At 47.5% G+C, this 15,147-nt stretch carries 18 protein-coding genes; 12 read left to right on the plus strand and 6 right to left on the minus strand.

Translation table 11 applies throughout. The features are described 5' to 3' along the window. Nucleotides 1–70: 70 nt before the first annotated feature. Nucleotides 71–1,144: a M42 family metallopeptidase gene (locus tag KD909_RS05125; protein WP_211782583.1), complete on the plus strand. Its 1,074-nt coding sequence runs from the start codon at nt 71–73 to the stop codon at nt 1,142–1,144. A 149-nt stretch (nt 1,145–1,293) separates the two neighbouring features. Beyond that, on the plus strand, nt 1,294–2,310 hold the full coding sequence (locus KD909_RS05130) for a PTS sugar transporter subunit IIC (protein WP_211782584.1): 1,017 nt from the start codon (nt 1,294–1,296) through the stop codon (nt 2,308–2,310). Nucleotides 2,311–2,344: 34 nt separating this feature from the next. Here KD909_RS05130 and KD909_RS05135 read toward each other — a convergent pair whose 3' ends face one another. Next, nucleotides 2,345–2,677, minus strand: a complete 333-nt coding sequence (locus KD909_RS05135) for a hypothetical protein (protein ID WP_012726760.1) — start codon at nt 2,675–2,677, stop codon at nt 2,345–2,347. A gap of 115 nt (nt 2,678–2,792) precedes the next feature. On the opposite strand from KD909_RS05135, the gene KD909_RS05140 reads away from it, so the two are divergent. The 6 genes from KD909_RS05140 (at nt 2,793) to KD909_RS05165 (ending at nt 7,278) form a co-directional block, all read left to right on the plus strand. After that, nucleotides 2,793–3,104 carry a thioredoxin family protein gene (locus tag KD909_RS05140; RefSeq protein WP_211782585.1) on the plus strand — a complete coding sequence of 104 codons (312 nt, stop codon included), beginning with the start codon at nt 2,793–2,795 and terminating at the stop codon, nt 3,102–3,104. Between the two features lie 6 nt (nt 3,105–3,110). Continuing rightward, nucleotides 3,111–3,905: a DUF1444 domain-containing protein gene (locus KD909_RS05145; RefSeq protein ID WP_211782586.1), complete on the plus strand. Its 795-nt coding sequence runs from the start codon at nt 3,111–3,113 to the stop codon at nt 3,903–3,905. A gap of 54 nt (nt 3,906–3,959) precedes the next feature. Next, nucleotides 3,960–4,574, plus strand: coding sequence for a YtpR family tRNA-binding protein (ytpR, locus tag KD909_RS05150; protein WP_012726757.1), 615 nt, complete (start codon nt 3,960–3,962; stop codon nt 4,572–4,574). Between the two features lie 54 nt (nt 4,575–4,628). Continuing rightward, complete coding sequence (locus KD909_RS05155; protein ID WP_211782587.1) at nt 4,629–5,336, plus strand: hypothetical protein; 708 nt, start codon at nt 4,629–4,631, stop codon at nt 5,334–5,336. 85 nt (nt 5,337–5,421) lie between these two features. Then, nucleotides 5,422–6,729: a UDP-N-acetylmuramate--L-alanine ligase gene (murC, locus tag KD909_RS05160; RefSeq protein WP_211782588.1), complete on the plus strand. Its 1,308-nt coding sequence runs from the start codon at nt 5,422–5,424 to the stop codon at nt 6,727–6,729. A 96-nt stretch (nt 6,730–6,825) separates the two neighbouring features. Further along, nucleotides 6,826–7,278 carry a Dps family protein gene (locus KD909_RS05165; protein ID WP_012726754.1) on the plus strand — a complete coding sequence of 151 codons (453 nt, stop codon included), beginning with the start codon at nt 6,826–6,828 and terminating at the stop codon, nt 7,276–7,278. On the opposite strand, the gene KD909_RS05170 is transcribed toward KD909_RS05165, so the two are convergent. Both KD909_RS05170 and KD909_RS05175 read right to left on the minus strand, forming a co-directional pair. Then, the gene (locus KD909_RS05170) at nt 7,273–7,617 is read right to left on the minus strand and encodes a hypothetical protein (protein WP_249199087.1); all 345 of its coding nucleotides are present in this window, start codon (nt 7,615–7,617) and stop codon (nt 7,273–7,275) included. The genes KD909_RS05165 and KD909_RS05170 overlap by 6 nt on opposite strands. A gap of 242 nt (nt 7,618–7,859) precedes the next feature. Further along, on the minus strand, nt 7,860–8,972 hold the full coding sequence (locus tag KD909_RS05175; RefSeq protein ID WP_211782589.1) for an aminopeptidase: 1,113 nt from the start codon (nt 8,970–8,972) through the stop codon (nt 7,860–7,862). Nucleotides 8,973–9,141: 169 nt separating this feature from the next. Between KD909_RS05175 and KD909_RS05180 the strand changes: the two genes are divergently transcribed. The 4 genes from KD909_RS05180 to ccpA all read left to right on the plus strand — a co-directional run bounded on the left by KD909_RS05180 (nt 9,142) and on the right by ccpA (nt 12,596). Next, nucleotides 9,142–9,654: a DUF948 domain-containing protein gene (locus KD909_RS05180; protein WP_074036477.1), complete on the plus strand. Its 513-nt coding sequence runs from the start codon at nt 9,142–9,144 to the stop codon at nt 9,652–9,654. Nucleotides 9,655–9,679: 25 nt separating this feature from the next. After that, a complete protein-coding gene (locus tag KD909_RS05185; RefSeq protein ID WP_211782590.1) occupies nt 9,680–10,231 on the plus strand; it encodes a YtxH domain-containing protein in 552 nt (183 codons plus the stop codon). Nucleotides 10,232–10,363: 132 nt separating this feature from the next. Further along, nucleotides 10,364–11,455, plus strand: coding sequence for a bifunctional 3-deoxy-7-phosphoheptulonate synthase/chorismate mutase (locus KD909_RS05190; protein ID WP_211782591.1), 1,092 nt, complete (start codon nt 10,364–10,366; stop codon nt 11,453–11,455). A gap of 127 nt (nt 11,456–11,582) precedes the next feature. After that, nucleotides 11,583–12,596 (plus strand): catabolite control protein A, encoded by a 1,014-nt coding sequence (gene ccpA / locus KD909_RS05195; protein ID WP_012726749.1) that lies wholly within the window; start codon nt 11,583–11,585, stop codon nt 12,594–12,596. Nucleotides 12,597–12,648: 52 nt separating this feature from the next. Here the strand turns inward: ccpA and KD909_RS05200 are convergent, their stop codons facing one another. The 3 genes from KD909_RS05200 to KD909_RS05210 are packed head-to-tail and all read right to left on the minus strand — an operon-like array spanning nt 12,649 to nt 15,088. Beyond that, nucleotides 12,649–13,818, minus strand: coding sequence for an acetoin utilization protein AcuC (locus KD909_RS05200; protein ID WP_211782592.1), 1,170 nt, complete (start codon nt 13,816–13,818; stop codon nt 12,649–12,651). Continuing rightward, nucleotides 13,815–14,447, minus strand: coding sequence for an acetoin utilization AcuB family protein (locus KD909_RS05205; protein WP_012726747.1), 633 nt, complete (start codon nt 14,445–14,447; stop codon nt 13,815–13,817). Before KD909_RS05205 ends, KD909_RS05200 begins: the two co-directional genes overlap by 4 nt. Nucleotides 14,448–14,458: 11 nt before the next feature. Then, the gene (locus KD909_RS05210; protein ID WP_211782593.1) at nt 14,459–15,088 is read right to left on the minus strand and encodes a GNAT family N-acetyltransferase; all 630 of its coding nucleotides are present in this window, start codon (nt 15,086–15,088) and stop codon (nt 14,459–14,461) included. Nucleotides 15,089–15,147: the final 59 nt, after the last annotated feature.

A 15,147-nucleotide genomic window follows, 5' to 3' on the forward strand; every position in this document is an offset into this window, starting at 1 on the left:
AAAGCATTCGCATCCTGTCAAAACTTTTGTATATAATGAGACAAGAACGGTTAGGAAAGGATGATGAAAGATGGATCAGAAGACGAGAGATTTATTTAAGACGCTAACAGAACTCCCGGGAGCTCCTGGGTTCGAGTCTGAAGTTCGTCAATTTGTACGTGGACGAATTGAACCCCATTCAGATGAAATTGTCACGGATGGCATCGGATCAATTTTTGGAAAACGTGTCGGAGACGAGTCGGGACCGAAAGTCATGGTAGCCGGACATATGGATGAGGTCGCTTTTATGGTGACACGGATTACCGAGAACGGCATGCTTTACATACAACCACTCGGTGGCTGGTGGAGCCAAGTGCTCATGGCGCAACGCTTCGACATCATCACGTCGAATGGTAAAATTCCGGGTGTCGTCGCTTCCACTCCGCCTCATTTGTTAGGTCCAGATGCAATGAGTAAACCGATGGACATCAAGCAGATGTTTATCGATATCGGAGCAGATTCGAAAGAAGAAGCAGAATCATGGGGTGTACGTCCAGGTGTCCCTGCTGTCCCATCGAGCGCATTTACCCCACTTCATCACCCGAAAAAGATTATGGCCAAAGCTTGGGACAATCGTTATGGCGTCGGTCTTGCAATCGAATTGTTGGAGGAAACGACAAAAGCGGATCATCCGAACATCTTGTTCTCGGGTGCTACCGTACAAGAAGAAGTCGGATTACGTGGAGCGCAGACAGCATCTGAATTGATTCAGCCAGATGTGGCACTCGTACTCGATGCTTCACCGGCTAATGATGCTTCAGGAAGTAAAACGGAGTTCGGTCAGCTCGGTGAGGGAGCATTGATCCGAATTTTAGATCGCGTCATGGTCATGTCTCCTGAAATGCGTGATTTCTTACTCGATACGGCTTCAGACGAAAACATCAAGACACAATATTTCGTCTCACCAGGCGGTACCGATGCGGGGCGTGTTCACATGAGCGGAGAAGGGGTGCCGACAGCCGTCATTGGCGTCGCATCTCGTTATATCCATACACATGCCTCGATTCTTCATACGGATGACTACGATGCAGCGAAAGCGTTGCTCAAAGCGTTAGTCAAGCGGCTTGATCGTTCGACACTTGATACGCTACGTCCGTCTCTGTAAATCAAATATTCCGTTCACTCGAAAGATGAGTGGACGGTTTTTTATGGATGTTCTTGCTATTTCATGAAAACGTCTTATACTGATAAAGGTGTTTATACATGTATGTTACTAATGACAAGACACCTGTATAAGTGTAAGGAGGATATGTTATGTTCAAGAAAAAAGGAATCTCATTGAGCCCGTCGCTTTATTTTGTGACGGCGCTAAGTTATATGGCACTTGGTTTGTTTAGTACATTAATCATCGGTCTGATTATGAAAACGATCGGAGGTCAGCTCGAAGGAACGACATTCACAGGGATGAGTGCCACGTTGATTCAAATCGGGGATGTCGCCATGAGTTTGACCGGACCGGCAATCGGGATTGCCATCGCCTATGCGTTAGAGGCGCCGCCGCTCATTTTGTTTTCTGCGCTCGTTGTCGGGGCGTTTGGATATGAGTTCGGACCGGCAGGAAGTTACGTTGCGACGATTCTTGCAGTTGAAGTCTCGAAACTTGTCTCTAAATCGACGAAACTAGATATTTTAGTGACGCCGTTCACAACGATTGCCGTAGGCTACCTCACTGCGACGTATATCGGCAAGTATGTCGGCTTATTCATGACGCAACTCGGTGGTTGGATTGAATGGGGAACGGAGCAACAGCCGTTGTTCATGGGAGTGGTCGTCGCGACATTGATGGGACTTGCGTTAACGGCACCGATTTCAAGTGCTGCCATCGCATTGATGCTCGGTTTGAACGGAATTGCCGCTGGAGCAGCGACTGTCGGTTGCGCGGCTCAGATGATTGGGTTTGCCATCACGAGTTATCGTGATAATGGGATCGGTGGGGCGATTGCTCAAGGAATCGGCACCTCGATGCTTCAAGTCGGGAACATTGTGAAAAACCCTTGGATTCTTCTTCCGCCAACAATGGCCGGGGCTGTATTGGCTCCAATCGCGATTCTGTTGTTTGAACTGGAAAGTGTCGCTGCGGGGGCAGGCATGGGAACAAGTGGGCTTGTCGGTCCAATCGTCATGCTCGAAACAATGAGCTTTACTTGGTATACCTTTCTCGTCGTCCTTGGTTTCCTCATAATTGGACCAGCTTTATTGAGTTACGCGGTATACTCAGTCTTGCGAAGAACCGGTCGGATTCAACCGAATGATTTAAAAATTGATTACTAAAGAAGAGCAACGTTTCGAGGAACGTTGCTCTTTTTCATCCAATTCCGAACCACATTTTCACGGACTCAACCGTCTCACGAGGGACGCGGAAACTGATTAAGAATAACATGAGCACAATCACGTAAATGGGAATCAAGAAACGCTTTCGAACGATGGGTAAGTGACGTGCCAATTTCTTGAGATATTTTTCGAGCACATAAATGACGGCGAAACCGACAACGAGCCAAATCAAGATCTCTAGTCTCGTTTTATCAGTGTCAATAAATAAATAGCCGTATCGCAAAATGGCAAGCATTCCAAATACACCGACCATCTGTTCAAGAGGGTGCTTCATTTCAGGGTTTAACGTTTCGCGTGTTAATTTCATTCAGCTTCACCTGTTTCAACTAGTTTCGGCTTTGATTATAACAAACAGCAGAGCAGAATGTGTGACTTGACTTATGCTATTATAAGTGAGGAAAAAACGAACAGGAGTGATGATCATGAAACGACTATCCACAATGGCAGAATATATGGAAGCAAAAGAAGCGAAAAGTGTCCTTATGTTTTCAGCGACATGGTGTGGGGATTGCCGATTCCTTGACCCATTCATGCCAGAAATCGAAAAGAAATTTGAAGCATGGACGTTCTATTACGTCGATCGTGACGAGTTCATGGAACTTGCGCAAGAACTTGATATTTTTGGCATCCCAAGCTTTGTTGCGTTTGAAAATGGCAATGAGGTTGATCGCTACGTCGGTCGTGAACGGAAGACGCCGGAACAGGTTGAAGCTTTCTTGAACGGATTAGGGTGAGCCTTTATGGAACGGAATGAGTTAAGACGTTATCTAGAATCGCATTTTAATGAAGAATACCGTACTTCTTACGACCGTGAGAATGAGGTACTGCGCGTCGAGCGGAAATCTGACCGTTTTGGGGTCAATATCCGCCTTGCGCCGATTGTGGCAAAGGCTAAGACACGCGGTACGGTTGCCGTCGATGAAGTCATCGAGTATATCGAATCAGCGATGAAGGCGGATGATCACATCTCCCTCACCGGAAATGAAGATGCCATCTATCCGGTCATTCGTTCGAACTCTTTCTCGAAGACGACAAAAAATGGAGAAGCACTTGCATTCACCCCGCACACGGCCGAGACCGCGATTTTTTTTGCGCTGGACCGTGGAAACGGATATCGGTTGATTGAAGAACGCCACCTTTCGGATGAAATGACGCTCGACCGCATCGAGCGAATCGCCCGTGAGAATGTGAAAAAACTACCGACCGAGATGAAACAAGACGAAGTGGCTGGAAACCCATTCTACTTCTTATCAACTCGTGATGGCTACGAGGCGTCTCGTGTGTTAAATGACGAGTTTCTTCGGCTGATGGAACGACGGATTGAAGGGGATATGCTCGTCGGTGTCCCGCATCAGGATGTGATGATCGTTGCGGACATTCGAAATGACCAAGGATATGATGCGATGCAGCAACTGATGTTTGATTTCTTCACAAATGGTCGAATTCCCGTCACTGCACTCGCCTTTCACTATGAGGCGGGGGAACTTGAACCGATTTTCATTGTCGGAAAAAAGACCCCGCCATCGAACACATAATCTGATAAAATAAGTGAGATGAGTTTGAAAGAAGGGACGTAGGAACGTATGCAAATGAATGTGTTTTATAACCGAGAAGGAATCGGTGATGTACTCATGGTGTTGTTAAAAGAAGGAGAACGACATCATCAATCTGTCGAGCGGACGGGAGACGTGGCAATCGTCAAGTCGGCAGACGGAGAAGTGAACGGGTACAACCTGTTTCAAGCGAGTCAACATGTTGATGTGACAGGATGGAATGGTCCTGTTGAGTTGACAGTTGAATTAGTGGAACAGTTGCAATCTATCTTGAATGACAACGGGATTGAAGAGGACTTTTCATGGGTTGACGTGACACCGAAGTTTGTCGTCGGGTATGTCGAAAGCGCAGTAAAACACCCGGACGCTGACAAACTGTCAATCTGTCAAGTTCAAATCGACCAAGGGACTGTTCAAATAGTATGTGGCGCACCGAATGTGGCAACAGGGCAAAAAGTCGTTGTCGCAAAACCGGGTGCGGTGATGCCGACTGGTTTGATTATCCGTCCGTCTGCACTCCGTGGTGAAAGTTCACACGGGATGATTTGTTCTGCCCGTGAATTAAACCTTCCGAACGCCCCGCAAGAAAAAGGGATTTTAGTATTAGATGACGAATATGAAGTAGGTACAGCATTTAAAATCGGTCGCTAAATTCGACCGATTTTTTGTTAAATATGGATTGAGTGAAAAAGCGAGGAATCAAGTATGGATGCATATGAACGTTCACTGAAGCAACAAGCAGAGCGAATCAAACGAGAACTGTCGAAAGAAGGACAAAAAAGTTCCCCTCCGCCAAAGGTAGAGGTAACCGAGGAATTTATTCCGTCAGACGTCCCGTCACCGATTTATGGATATGCTCGTCCGAAACCAAAGATTGTCCTTCCGGTCGAACACTCTCCTGAAACGAGAGATGCGTATGATTCAACGATGGCATCTACTCATTCTACGACGGAAGAGCCAATCCAAGAGTCATCTACTGAATCCGTCTCTGAACCTGAATGGAGCAAAGAGTCCAACGAGCTGATTTCCGAGGAAATGGAAATGGAAGAAAAATCGATTCTTGGTGAAGTTTCGATTCTAGATAATGGCTTTTCATCTGTTTTTATGCAATCAACGGATTTATCCCGTTCAAAAAAGGAGACGGTCGTAGAGGCTCATCAAGATGCCACTCCTCATACTGACCTAGATATTGACGGATCGGCGGAACAAATCGGTCCGTCGCTTGAGCAGATTGCAGAAAGATTACAAACACCATCTGAACAGCAAGAAGTGCCTTCTGACACAGATTTGACACCAGCGGTTCAAGTCTCATTTAAAGCGGATCAACCGCCTGTAAATGTGATGATGACGCCAAAAGATCGTATGGCGATGTACCGTAGCCGACGACTTGCGCAAAAAAACAATAATCTGTAATAGCACGACTCTGTGAGTTTTGCTATAATGACAAAGGTTTGTCGCATTTTGACGAGCCGCAATGAATTAGGGGGGCTATTTACAGATGAACCGTTATCACTTCGTCGGAATTAAAGGAACGGGCATGAGTCCTTTAGCTCAAATTTTATTTGATATGAACAATGAGGTCCGTGGATCGGACGTTGAAAAAGCATTTTTTACAGAAGAAGCATTGAACCGTAAAGGGATTGAAATTTTGCCATTCGATCCTGAAAATATTTCGGAAGACCAAATCGTTGTGCAAGGAAACGCGTTCAGTGATGATCATCCAGAAATCGTGCGTGCACGTGAACTCGGATTGACGATTTATAAGTATTACGAGTTTTTAGGTGAACTCGCGAACCATTACACGAGTGTCGCCATCACCGGGTCACACGGGAAGACGTCAACGACGGGATTACTTGCACACGTCATGCGTGGAATCGAACCGACATCGTTCTTAATCGGCGATGGCACGGGAGAAGGAGTGGCGGATTCGAAAAACTTCGTCTTCGAAGCTTGTGAGTACAAGCGTCATTTCTTATACTACCGTCCAGACTACGCGATTATGACGAATATCGACTTTGACCATTCGGACTATTTCTCTGATCTTGATGACGTCATTGACGCTTTCCAGGAAATGGCGAAACAAGTGAAGAAAGGAATCATTGCTTGTGGCGATGACGAAAATCTTCAACAGATTCAAGCCAACGTGCCGCTAGTCTATTATGGTTTCGGGGCGCACAATGATTTCCGTGCTGAACAGGTCACATCGACAGAAAATGGAACGACATTTGATGTCTTTTTACGTGATGACTTCTACGGAACGTTCCGGATTCCTGGATATGGAGACCACAGCGTGTTGAACGCGCTCGCTGTCATTGCGACATGCGACTACGAGAACTTGCCGAAAGAATTGGTGAAAGAGCGTCTTGAGACGTTCAATGGTGTAAAACGCCGATTCAGTGAATCGACGTTAAACGACCAAGTGCTTGTCGATGACTACGCGCATCATCCGCGTGAGATCAGTGCAACGGTCGAAGCGGCTCGGAAAAAGTATGGCAATCGAGAAGTCGTTGCGATTTTCCAACCACATACGTATACACGCTTGAAATCATTCATGGATGATTTTGCGACGGCATTGGCCGAAGCAGACACTGTCTATTTATGTGATATTTTCGGTTCAGCACGTGAGCAGGAAGGAACGGTCACGATCGAAGACCTCCAATCACGAATCGAAGGCGCGCATATTTTAAAACGTGGTGGTACAGGCGTGTTACGCAACCATGCCGATGCCGTGCTCTTATTCATGGGTGCCGGTGACATTCAAACGTATCAGCGCGAATATGAAGAAGTTGTAAAACTTGAAGCATAAGTGCGAAGGGAGACGAAAGTCTCTCTTTTTTATGTTTAGCCATCCAAAATCTCGGTAATAGTAGTATCGATGAATATGACAAAGGAGATGTTAGGAATGGCTAGTCAAGTTGCGCTCAACACATTGAACAAAGAAGTAGCGAACTATGGATTACTGTTTGTGAAACTTCATAATTATCACTGGTATATCAGTGGACCGCACTTCTTCACGTATCATGAAAAACTAGAAGAGCTCTATAATTTAGTGGCAGAACTTTATGATGACGTGGCAGAACGCCTACTAATGAATGACGGCGAACCGTTTGCGACGATGAAAGAGTATCTTGAACATTCGACGTTAAAAGAAGGCGATCGTCATGCCGAGACAGATCAGATGATTAAAGACATCATCAGTGACTTCAAACAAATCCGTCAAGAGATGCAAGACGCGATGGAGAAATTTGAGGATGGCGATGAGGCGATTGAAGATACATTCGTCTCTCATATCGAGCGACTCGAAAAAGAAATTTGGATGATGTCTGCAGCCCTCGGGAAGAAAACAAAATTATAAATATAAAAATGGTGCGCCTTTGTCAGGCGCACCACAGCTTGTTGACAAATAACATGTTCGAACTCGTCCTTCCGTCGGATTGCTTTCCTGTAGGAGTCGGGGCGCCGTCGGGCGAGCAACGCAAACGGTCGTCATCTGGCGGTCGTTTGTCTTCTTCCAAGGCCTCGAGGCCGAAGAAAAAGCTCGATACTTACTTCGAATCGATGTATCAGGGGGAAGGGAAGGTAGACGCCGAGCCCGCCCGTCATCGACCCCGAGATCATCCGCCTCGGGTCGCCGTTCAACATCCGTTCCGTTCGTCAGACCGCGAAGGATGGATCGTGTCGACTTGTTGCTCATCAGATCCGCCCCCTGTGTGTTCTTCTCACACTATTATATGGGATGAAGGACAAAAGGTGACCAAGAACGGGCAGGCGAGACTCCTGAGGGAATAGCAAGCAAAGGGAGACCCAGCAGTGACGCAGTCGCGATGCGGCTCCCTGCTTGCCCCTAGGAAAGCGAGCCATGTCCGGATTGGGCATAAGACCTATACTTTGTTTACAGTCTGTGGTGCGCCTTTGTCAGGCGCACCATTTTTTATGTTATTTCAAGTTTTCTGGATTAAGCGGAAGCAAGGCATCGATGACGAAACGTCCGTCTTTTCGGATGAGTACATCGTCGAACCAAATTTCGCCGCCACCGTAATCCGGGCGCTGGATGTTGACAAGATCCCAATGGACAGATGAGTTGTTGCCGTTATAGGCTTCATCATACGCTTGACCTGGCGTGAAGTGGAAGCTGCCGTCAATTTTCTCATCGAAGAGGATATCTTTCATCGGATGTTGAATGTATGGGTTCACACCGATTGCGAACTCACCGACGTAACGGGCTCCTTCATCTGTGTTGAACACTTCATTGATTCGTTCTGTATCATTGGCCGTCGCATCCACGATTTTTCCGTCTTTGAACGTCAACTTCACATTCTCGAACGTGAATCCTTGGTATGGAGATGGCGTATTGTACGTGATCACGCCATTGACCGAATCTTTTACCGGTGCTGTGAACACTTCACCGTCTGGAATGTTCATTTGACCCGAGCACTTGATTGCCGGAATATCTTTAATGGAGAACGAGAGGTCCGTTCCTGGTCCTTTCAACGTGACACGGTCCGTCTTGTTCATCAATTCGACCAATCCGTCCATTGCACGGTCCATCTTCCCGTAATCGAGCGTACATACGTTGAAGTAGAAGTCTTCGAACGCTTCTGTCGATTTTCCAGCAAGTTGCGCCATTGATGGGGATGGGTAACGAAGGACGACCCATTTCGTTCCTTTGACCCGGTCTTCGGTATGCATTTTCCCGAGTGTGGCACCGACGAGTTTTTGTTGCTCACTCGGCACGTCAGAGAGTTCGTTGATGTTATCACCAGCACGTAAGCCGATGTAGGCATCCATTGCCTGCATCTGTTTACGCTCGATGTCGGCCATGAGTTCGAGTTGCTCTCGGCTTGCGCCCGTATATAACTTACGTAAGATACGGCTCTCCTTCAACAAGACGAATGGGTGTCCGCCTGCCTCATATGCTTTTTCGACGAGTGCCTCAACGAGCGACTCCTCGATGCCAAAGTTCTCGATTAGTACTTTTTCCCCCGGTTGTAGCTTGACGGAATAATTGATTAAACCGTCTGCTAACTGTGTAATTCTTGGATCTCTCACACGATCACCCCTAATTATTTTTATGAATTTCTATTTTAGTGTAATCGAAAACATAAAAACGGGTAAAGGAATAATCAGACCGAATGGCGAAAACGGTTGTAGCAAATCTTTTCAGTCATAATGGTGCTATAATGAAACAAGAAACGATTGAATAGGAGGAATGGATTGAATGGAGATCACATTAGGAGGCATCGCTGGCCTGATTGCGGCGCTCGCGTTTGTCGTACTCGTCATCTTCTTGGCGCGTGTCTTGTCGAATGTAAACCGTACACTCGGAAGCGTCGCCAACACGACCGAAAATTTAGAACGCCAGCTCGATGGAATCACAATGGAAGTGACGGCGCTCTTACATAAGACGAACCGTCTCGTGGACAACGTCGAAGAAAAAACAGAATTGCTCGCACCTGTCGCTCATGCGCTTGATGAGCTAGGGACATCATTGAACGAGGTGACCGAGTCTGTTCGTACCGTCTCGACATCTGTCCACTCGGCAGCAGACGAAAACAAAGAACAGATTGCGCAAGCCGTCCGATGGGGATCGGTTGCGGTCGAATTGTTCAAGAAGAACAAACCTGAATCTTCTACTACGAAAGAACGTCCACGTCGTCGCACACGACGCGAGAAGAAAGCAGAAACACCTGTATCACCTGATTTGATTCAAACGGATGATACGATCAAATAAGTTAATCTCGGGGAGGAACTCACACATGACAGACCAAAAGCAATCAACAGAACAGAATCAATCAAGTAGCGGATTTTTGACGGGTGTCATTCTCGGAGGGATCGTTGGGGCGGCGGTTGCGCTATTGACATCACCGAAAAACGGACGTGAAGTTCGGACGTACCTTGACGAGAAGACATCGACATCGCGAGAACGTCTGACTGTCAAATCGAAAGAGATGCGTGAGAAAGCAGAACCGGTCGTTGGGGAATGGATTAAAGTGGCGAGCGATAAGGCGGCACCTGTCCTCAATATCGTAAAAGATAAGGCACGGGAAGCTGCAGAATTAAAGCAACAGATCGATGAGGACGACCTTTCGATTGAAGAGGCGATGGAAAAGGCGGATCAACTCGTCGCAGAAGCGGAATCTGAAGTGAAAGAACAGATGGACCGTGCGGCTGAAGAAGAGGCAAAGCCATTGAACGCATCGGATTCAGAGTCTGACGATTCACTTGAAGCACCTATCAATGAGTTGCTCGATGAGGAGTCGAAAGAAGAACTAGAAGATTTAAAGAAAGACTTAAAAAAGGATAAGTAATTCGTAAGGGCCGAGTGCGTTCGGTCCTTTTTTGGTGATTTTGTGACGTAGAAGGTTTCCTTATGACAAAGCGCACAAAGTTCGATATAATTAGGAATCTGGAAAGAACGGCTTAAGAATGTGAGGGAAACTATGAGTCCACAAGATCAATTGAATCGATTACGTCGAGAAATGGATGAATTGAACCATGAAATGCTCGACTTGCTTAGTCGACGCGGTACACTTGCCGTCGAAATTGGAAAAATCAAACGTCTTCAAGGCGTCGAACGTTATGATCCGGTCCGCGAGCGCGAGATGCTCGATTTTATCGCCGCTTCAAATCTAGGACCGTTTGAAACGTCACGTCTTCAACATATCTTTAAAGAAGTCTTTAAAGCGTCTGCTGAATTACAAGGGGAAGACCGTGATAAAACGCTACTCGTGTCGCGGAAGCGTCAACCGGAAGACACGTTGGTCCACGTGAAGGACGTGACGATCGGAAACGGGCGTCCACAATTGATTGCAGGACCGTGTGCCGTGGAATCGTTCGAACAAGTGAATGCGGTCGCAGAAAAACTTGCATTATCAGGAGTTAAAGTGATGCGAGGTGGTGCTTATAAACCGCGTACGTCTCCTTACGATTTCCAAGGCTTAGGTTTTGAAGGATTGAAACTGTTGAAGACAGCAGCTGACCGACACGACCTACGAGTCATCACGGAAATCATGACTCCCGGCGCAGTGGAATCGGCGTTACCGTATGTCGATATCATTCAAGTCGGAGCTCGCAACATGCAGAACTTCGATTTGTTAAAAGAAGTCGGAAAGACAGACAAACCGGTCTTGTTGAAGCGCGGATTATCCGCTACAATCGAAGAGTTCATTTATGCGGCAGAGTACATTATGGCGAGCGGGAACAGCCAAGTCATCTTGTGCGAGCGGGGAATTCGAACGTATGAACGTGCAACACGCAATACGTTGGACATTACTGCTGTGCCGATTTTGAAGCAAGAGACGCATCTACCTGTCATGGTAGACGTCACGCATTCGACGGGTCGTCGTGATTTATTGTTGCCAGCTGCAAAAGCGGCCCTTGCAATCGGAGCTGACGGTGTGATGGTAGAAGTGCACCCGAATCCGGCGATTGCCCTCTCGGACGCGCAACAACAATTGGATTTCGATCAATTCGATCAATTTGTGGAAGGACTCACCGTCCAGTTTCCCCAACTTGATTTGGTGAAAAAGTAAGCTTTCCAAATGGAAACGTTTTATATCGCATGAAGACAGGGTAAATGGATGACAGATACCTGTCTTCCTTTTTTAAGACGTTTTATGAAAACTTTTTGAAAATCAGGACTTGTAGGAGGAGTAGTTTATGAATAGTAACAACGTAACGATTTACGATGTCGCACGAGAAGCCGGGGTGTCGATGGCAACCGTTTCTCGTGTCGTCAACGGAAACCCGAACGTCAAACCAACGACACGCAAGAAAGTGCAAGACGCGATTGACCGTCTTGGTTATCGTCCGAACGCCGTCGCGCGTGGACTTGCGAGTAAAAAAACGACAACGGTTGGTGTCATCGTACCGGATATCTCGAACATCTTCTTTGCTGATTTAGCACGAGGCATTGAAGACGTGGCGACGATGTACAAATACAACATCATCCTTGGTAACTCGGATTCGAGTCGTGACAAGGAAGTGCATTTACTCAATACGCTGTTAGGGAAACAAGTGGACGGCATCATCTTCATGGGTGGACGTTTGCATGAAGACCTCGTCGAAGAGTTCAAAAAATCACCGGTTCCAATCGTGCTCGCAGCGACGTTGAATCAAGGATATGATCTCCCTGCCGTCAACATTGATTATGAGCAGGCTGCATATGATGCGACACACATGTTGATCAACCATGGGCATGATCGCGTCGGATTCATCACTGGACCGCTCGAGCAACAGATCAATGGCGAGAAGAAATTTGCCGGTTACCGCCGTGCCCTTGAAGATGCAGGTCTTCCATTCCATGAAAACGATATGATTCTCGGTAATTATACGTATGCGTCTGGTCTCGAGGCGATGCAAAAGATGTTGCAACGTGACGATTGTCCGAAAGCCATCTTCGCAGGGACGGATGAGATGGCACTCGGTGTCATCCATGCGATTCAAGATGCAGGTTACTCGGTTCCAAACGACTTTGAAGTCGTCGGTCACGATAATACGCGTCTCGCGACGATGATTCGTCCGAAGTTGACGACGGTCGTTCAACCGATGTACGATATCGGAGCCGTCGCAATGCGTCTCTTGACTAAGATTTTGAACGCAGAAGAAATCGAAGAGAAAAACGTCGTACTTCCTCACCGAATCGAGCGTCGTGATTCGCTTCGCCAAGATTAATCAAAAGCCTCCCCATCCTTCACATCATGTGAGGGAAAGGGGAGGCTTATTTTTATAGGTAAATTGACTTTCGGTCATTTGATATGAACGGCCAAAAGGCTCGTTTCGTGACCTCCCAATTCTTTTCTTCGATTTGTTGACGGCGCGGGATATGATCAAACGCATAAAGCGAGTCGTCCCAGCGAGTGGGTAACGGTTGACCAGCGACACCAGACCATTGCTCAATCCACTCGTGCGGAATATCTCCAGAATAGGGTGTTTCTCTCGTTAATCCAGCCCACACTTGAGCCCATGCGCGTGGCACGGCACGATACCAGTCATACCCGCCGCCACCAAGGGCAACGAGACGGCCGTCTGTATATTCATCGGCCAGGCGTGAGGCAATCTGTGGGATTTGTTCGAACGTCCGTATCGTTGATGCCAGATGGGTGAGTGGATCAAAGACATGGGCATCCGCACCGTTCTGGGTCAGGATGATATCAGGTTTGAACCATTCGCACGCTTCACGTAAGACGGTCTCATAGCACGTCAAAAAAGAGTCATCTTGGGTGAACGCATCGACCGGTACGTTCCAACTGTAGCCGTATCCTTTCCCATTGCCTCGTTCTGTCACCATTCCGGTACCCGGGAAGAGATAACGTCCCGTCTCATGAATCGACAGTGTCATCACGTCATCATCGTCATAGAAGAGCCATTGAACCCCGTCTCCATGATGCGCATCCGTATCGACATAGAGAACGCGCGACCCGTATTGTTTTCGCACATGTGCGATGGCGACAGCCGCATCGTTATAGACGCAAAACCCTGATGCTTTGCGCCGCATACCATGGTGTAAGCCGCCCCCGACATGGAAGGCGCGTTCTGCTTTCCCGCTTGCGACGAGGTCGAGCGCGTGAATCGTCCCGCCGACAAGCCGAGCGGCCCCCTCATGTATCGTCGGAAAGATAGGTGTATCTTCCGTACCGAGACCAAACTTATTCGCTTTCAGCGTAGAAAGTTCTCCTGCCGCCGCAGCTTGGACGGCTTCGATGTAGTCAAAGTCATGAACGAGCGCTAACGCTTCAACCGAAGCGAGTGGAGGAGACACACATTCCGATTTGGACAGTTTTCCGGCTGCAATCAATAGCGATGTCGTCAATTCCAGTCGTAAGGGATTGAACGGATGATCTTCATGGAAGCGATAAGACGTCTCGTCTTCGCCAAATATGTAAATCGGTCTCATCGCGACATCTCCGGACCGAGGACATCATAGCCTTCACGTTTCAACCGTTCGATGATTCGGAGCGGGTTCATCGTCTGGACGCGGAAAGAGATGATACGTTTATACGGATCGCTCGTCGGATGAACGAAGACGTTGATGATATTAACGTTTGTTTTGGCGAGGAGGCGGGTCACTTTTTCGAGTGTACCGGTCGTATTTTCGACGAGGATCTCGATTTGCGAACTCGGTTCGAGGGCGCCGGTCAATTGGACAAAGTAACGTAATAAATCTGTCTCTGTCAATACACCGACGAGTTTCCCTTGTTCGACGATCGGGAGACAAGTTAGCCGGTTTTCGTAAAACAAGGCAGCGGCATCTTCAAAGAAGTCGAAAGGATGCGCTGTCGGTACCTCGGATCGCATGATACTCGATACAGGGTTTTGAAAGTCTGCGTTTTCACTTTCGGGATGAAAGACGCTCGTCGCCCCACTCATCTCGAATTGTCCGACAATCCCAACGACTTGTCGGGCAGGATTCGTCACAATCAAATGTCGGACACGATGCTCGCGCATCAGTTTAGCGGCATGAGCAATCGTATTGGTCGGTTGAATCGTCACCACATGTCGATTCATCATCTGTTCGATTAACATAAAATCCCTCCTTAGTCGTACATGAATCGTCGGCGAAGCCGAAGCGAGTCAAAATGATCAATCGTCTCTTGACGCACGTTTTTTCCGATACGAGCCATCAAACAGTTTGCGGGATGTGAGGCGATCTCAGGATCGTCCGTCGGGAAGAAAACGAGTCCGCCATGATTCATCATCTTTTCCATGACTTTTCGATAATCCCAAATGGAGAGTCCACTGCCTTTCAAATCCCAGTGCCAATAGTACTCCGTCGTTAAAATTAAAAAATCATCCATGTGAGGGTCCATCATCGATATTTCGAGTAATTGTTTCCCGATTCGCTGACCACGGAAGCGTGGACTTACCTCGATTGCCCCAAGTTCAAGGATGTATGGGTCATTCCCTTCACTCCAACGTTCATACGGGTCAGGATAGAGGAATGTCACGTATCCAATCACGAGGTCGTCTTGCCTGGCGACGATGATTCTTCCTTCTTTCAACCCAGCAATATCGACGAGTGCTTCGTGCTGATCTTCCGGTTCACGAAATGCCGTCAATCCTTCATCCAGACGATACGTCCGTAACACGTCAGGTGCCACCGGCCCATCAATCGTGACTTCCCCCTGTGAGGTCTGCCACACTTTTGAATGATATTGTTTTTCCATAGGGTCACCACCTTTTCCATCTCTTATTATAGCGCTTTCATTGTGGAGGAATCATCCGC

Origin of the sequence: Exiguobacterium sp. PFWT01, from assembly GCF_018255795.1 — a bacterium.
GTDB lineage: Bacteria > Bacillota > Bacilli > Exiguobacteriales > Exiguobacteriaceae > Exiguobacterium.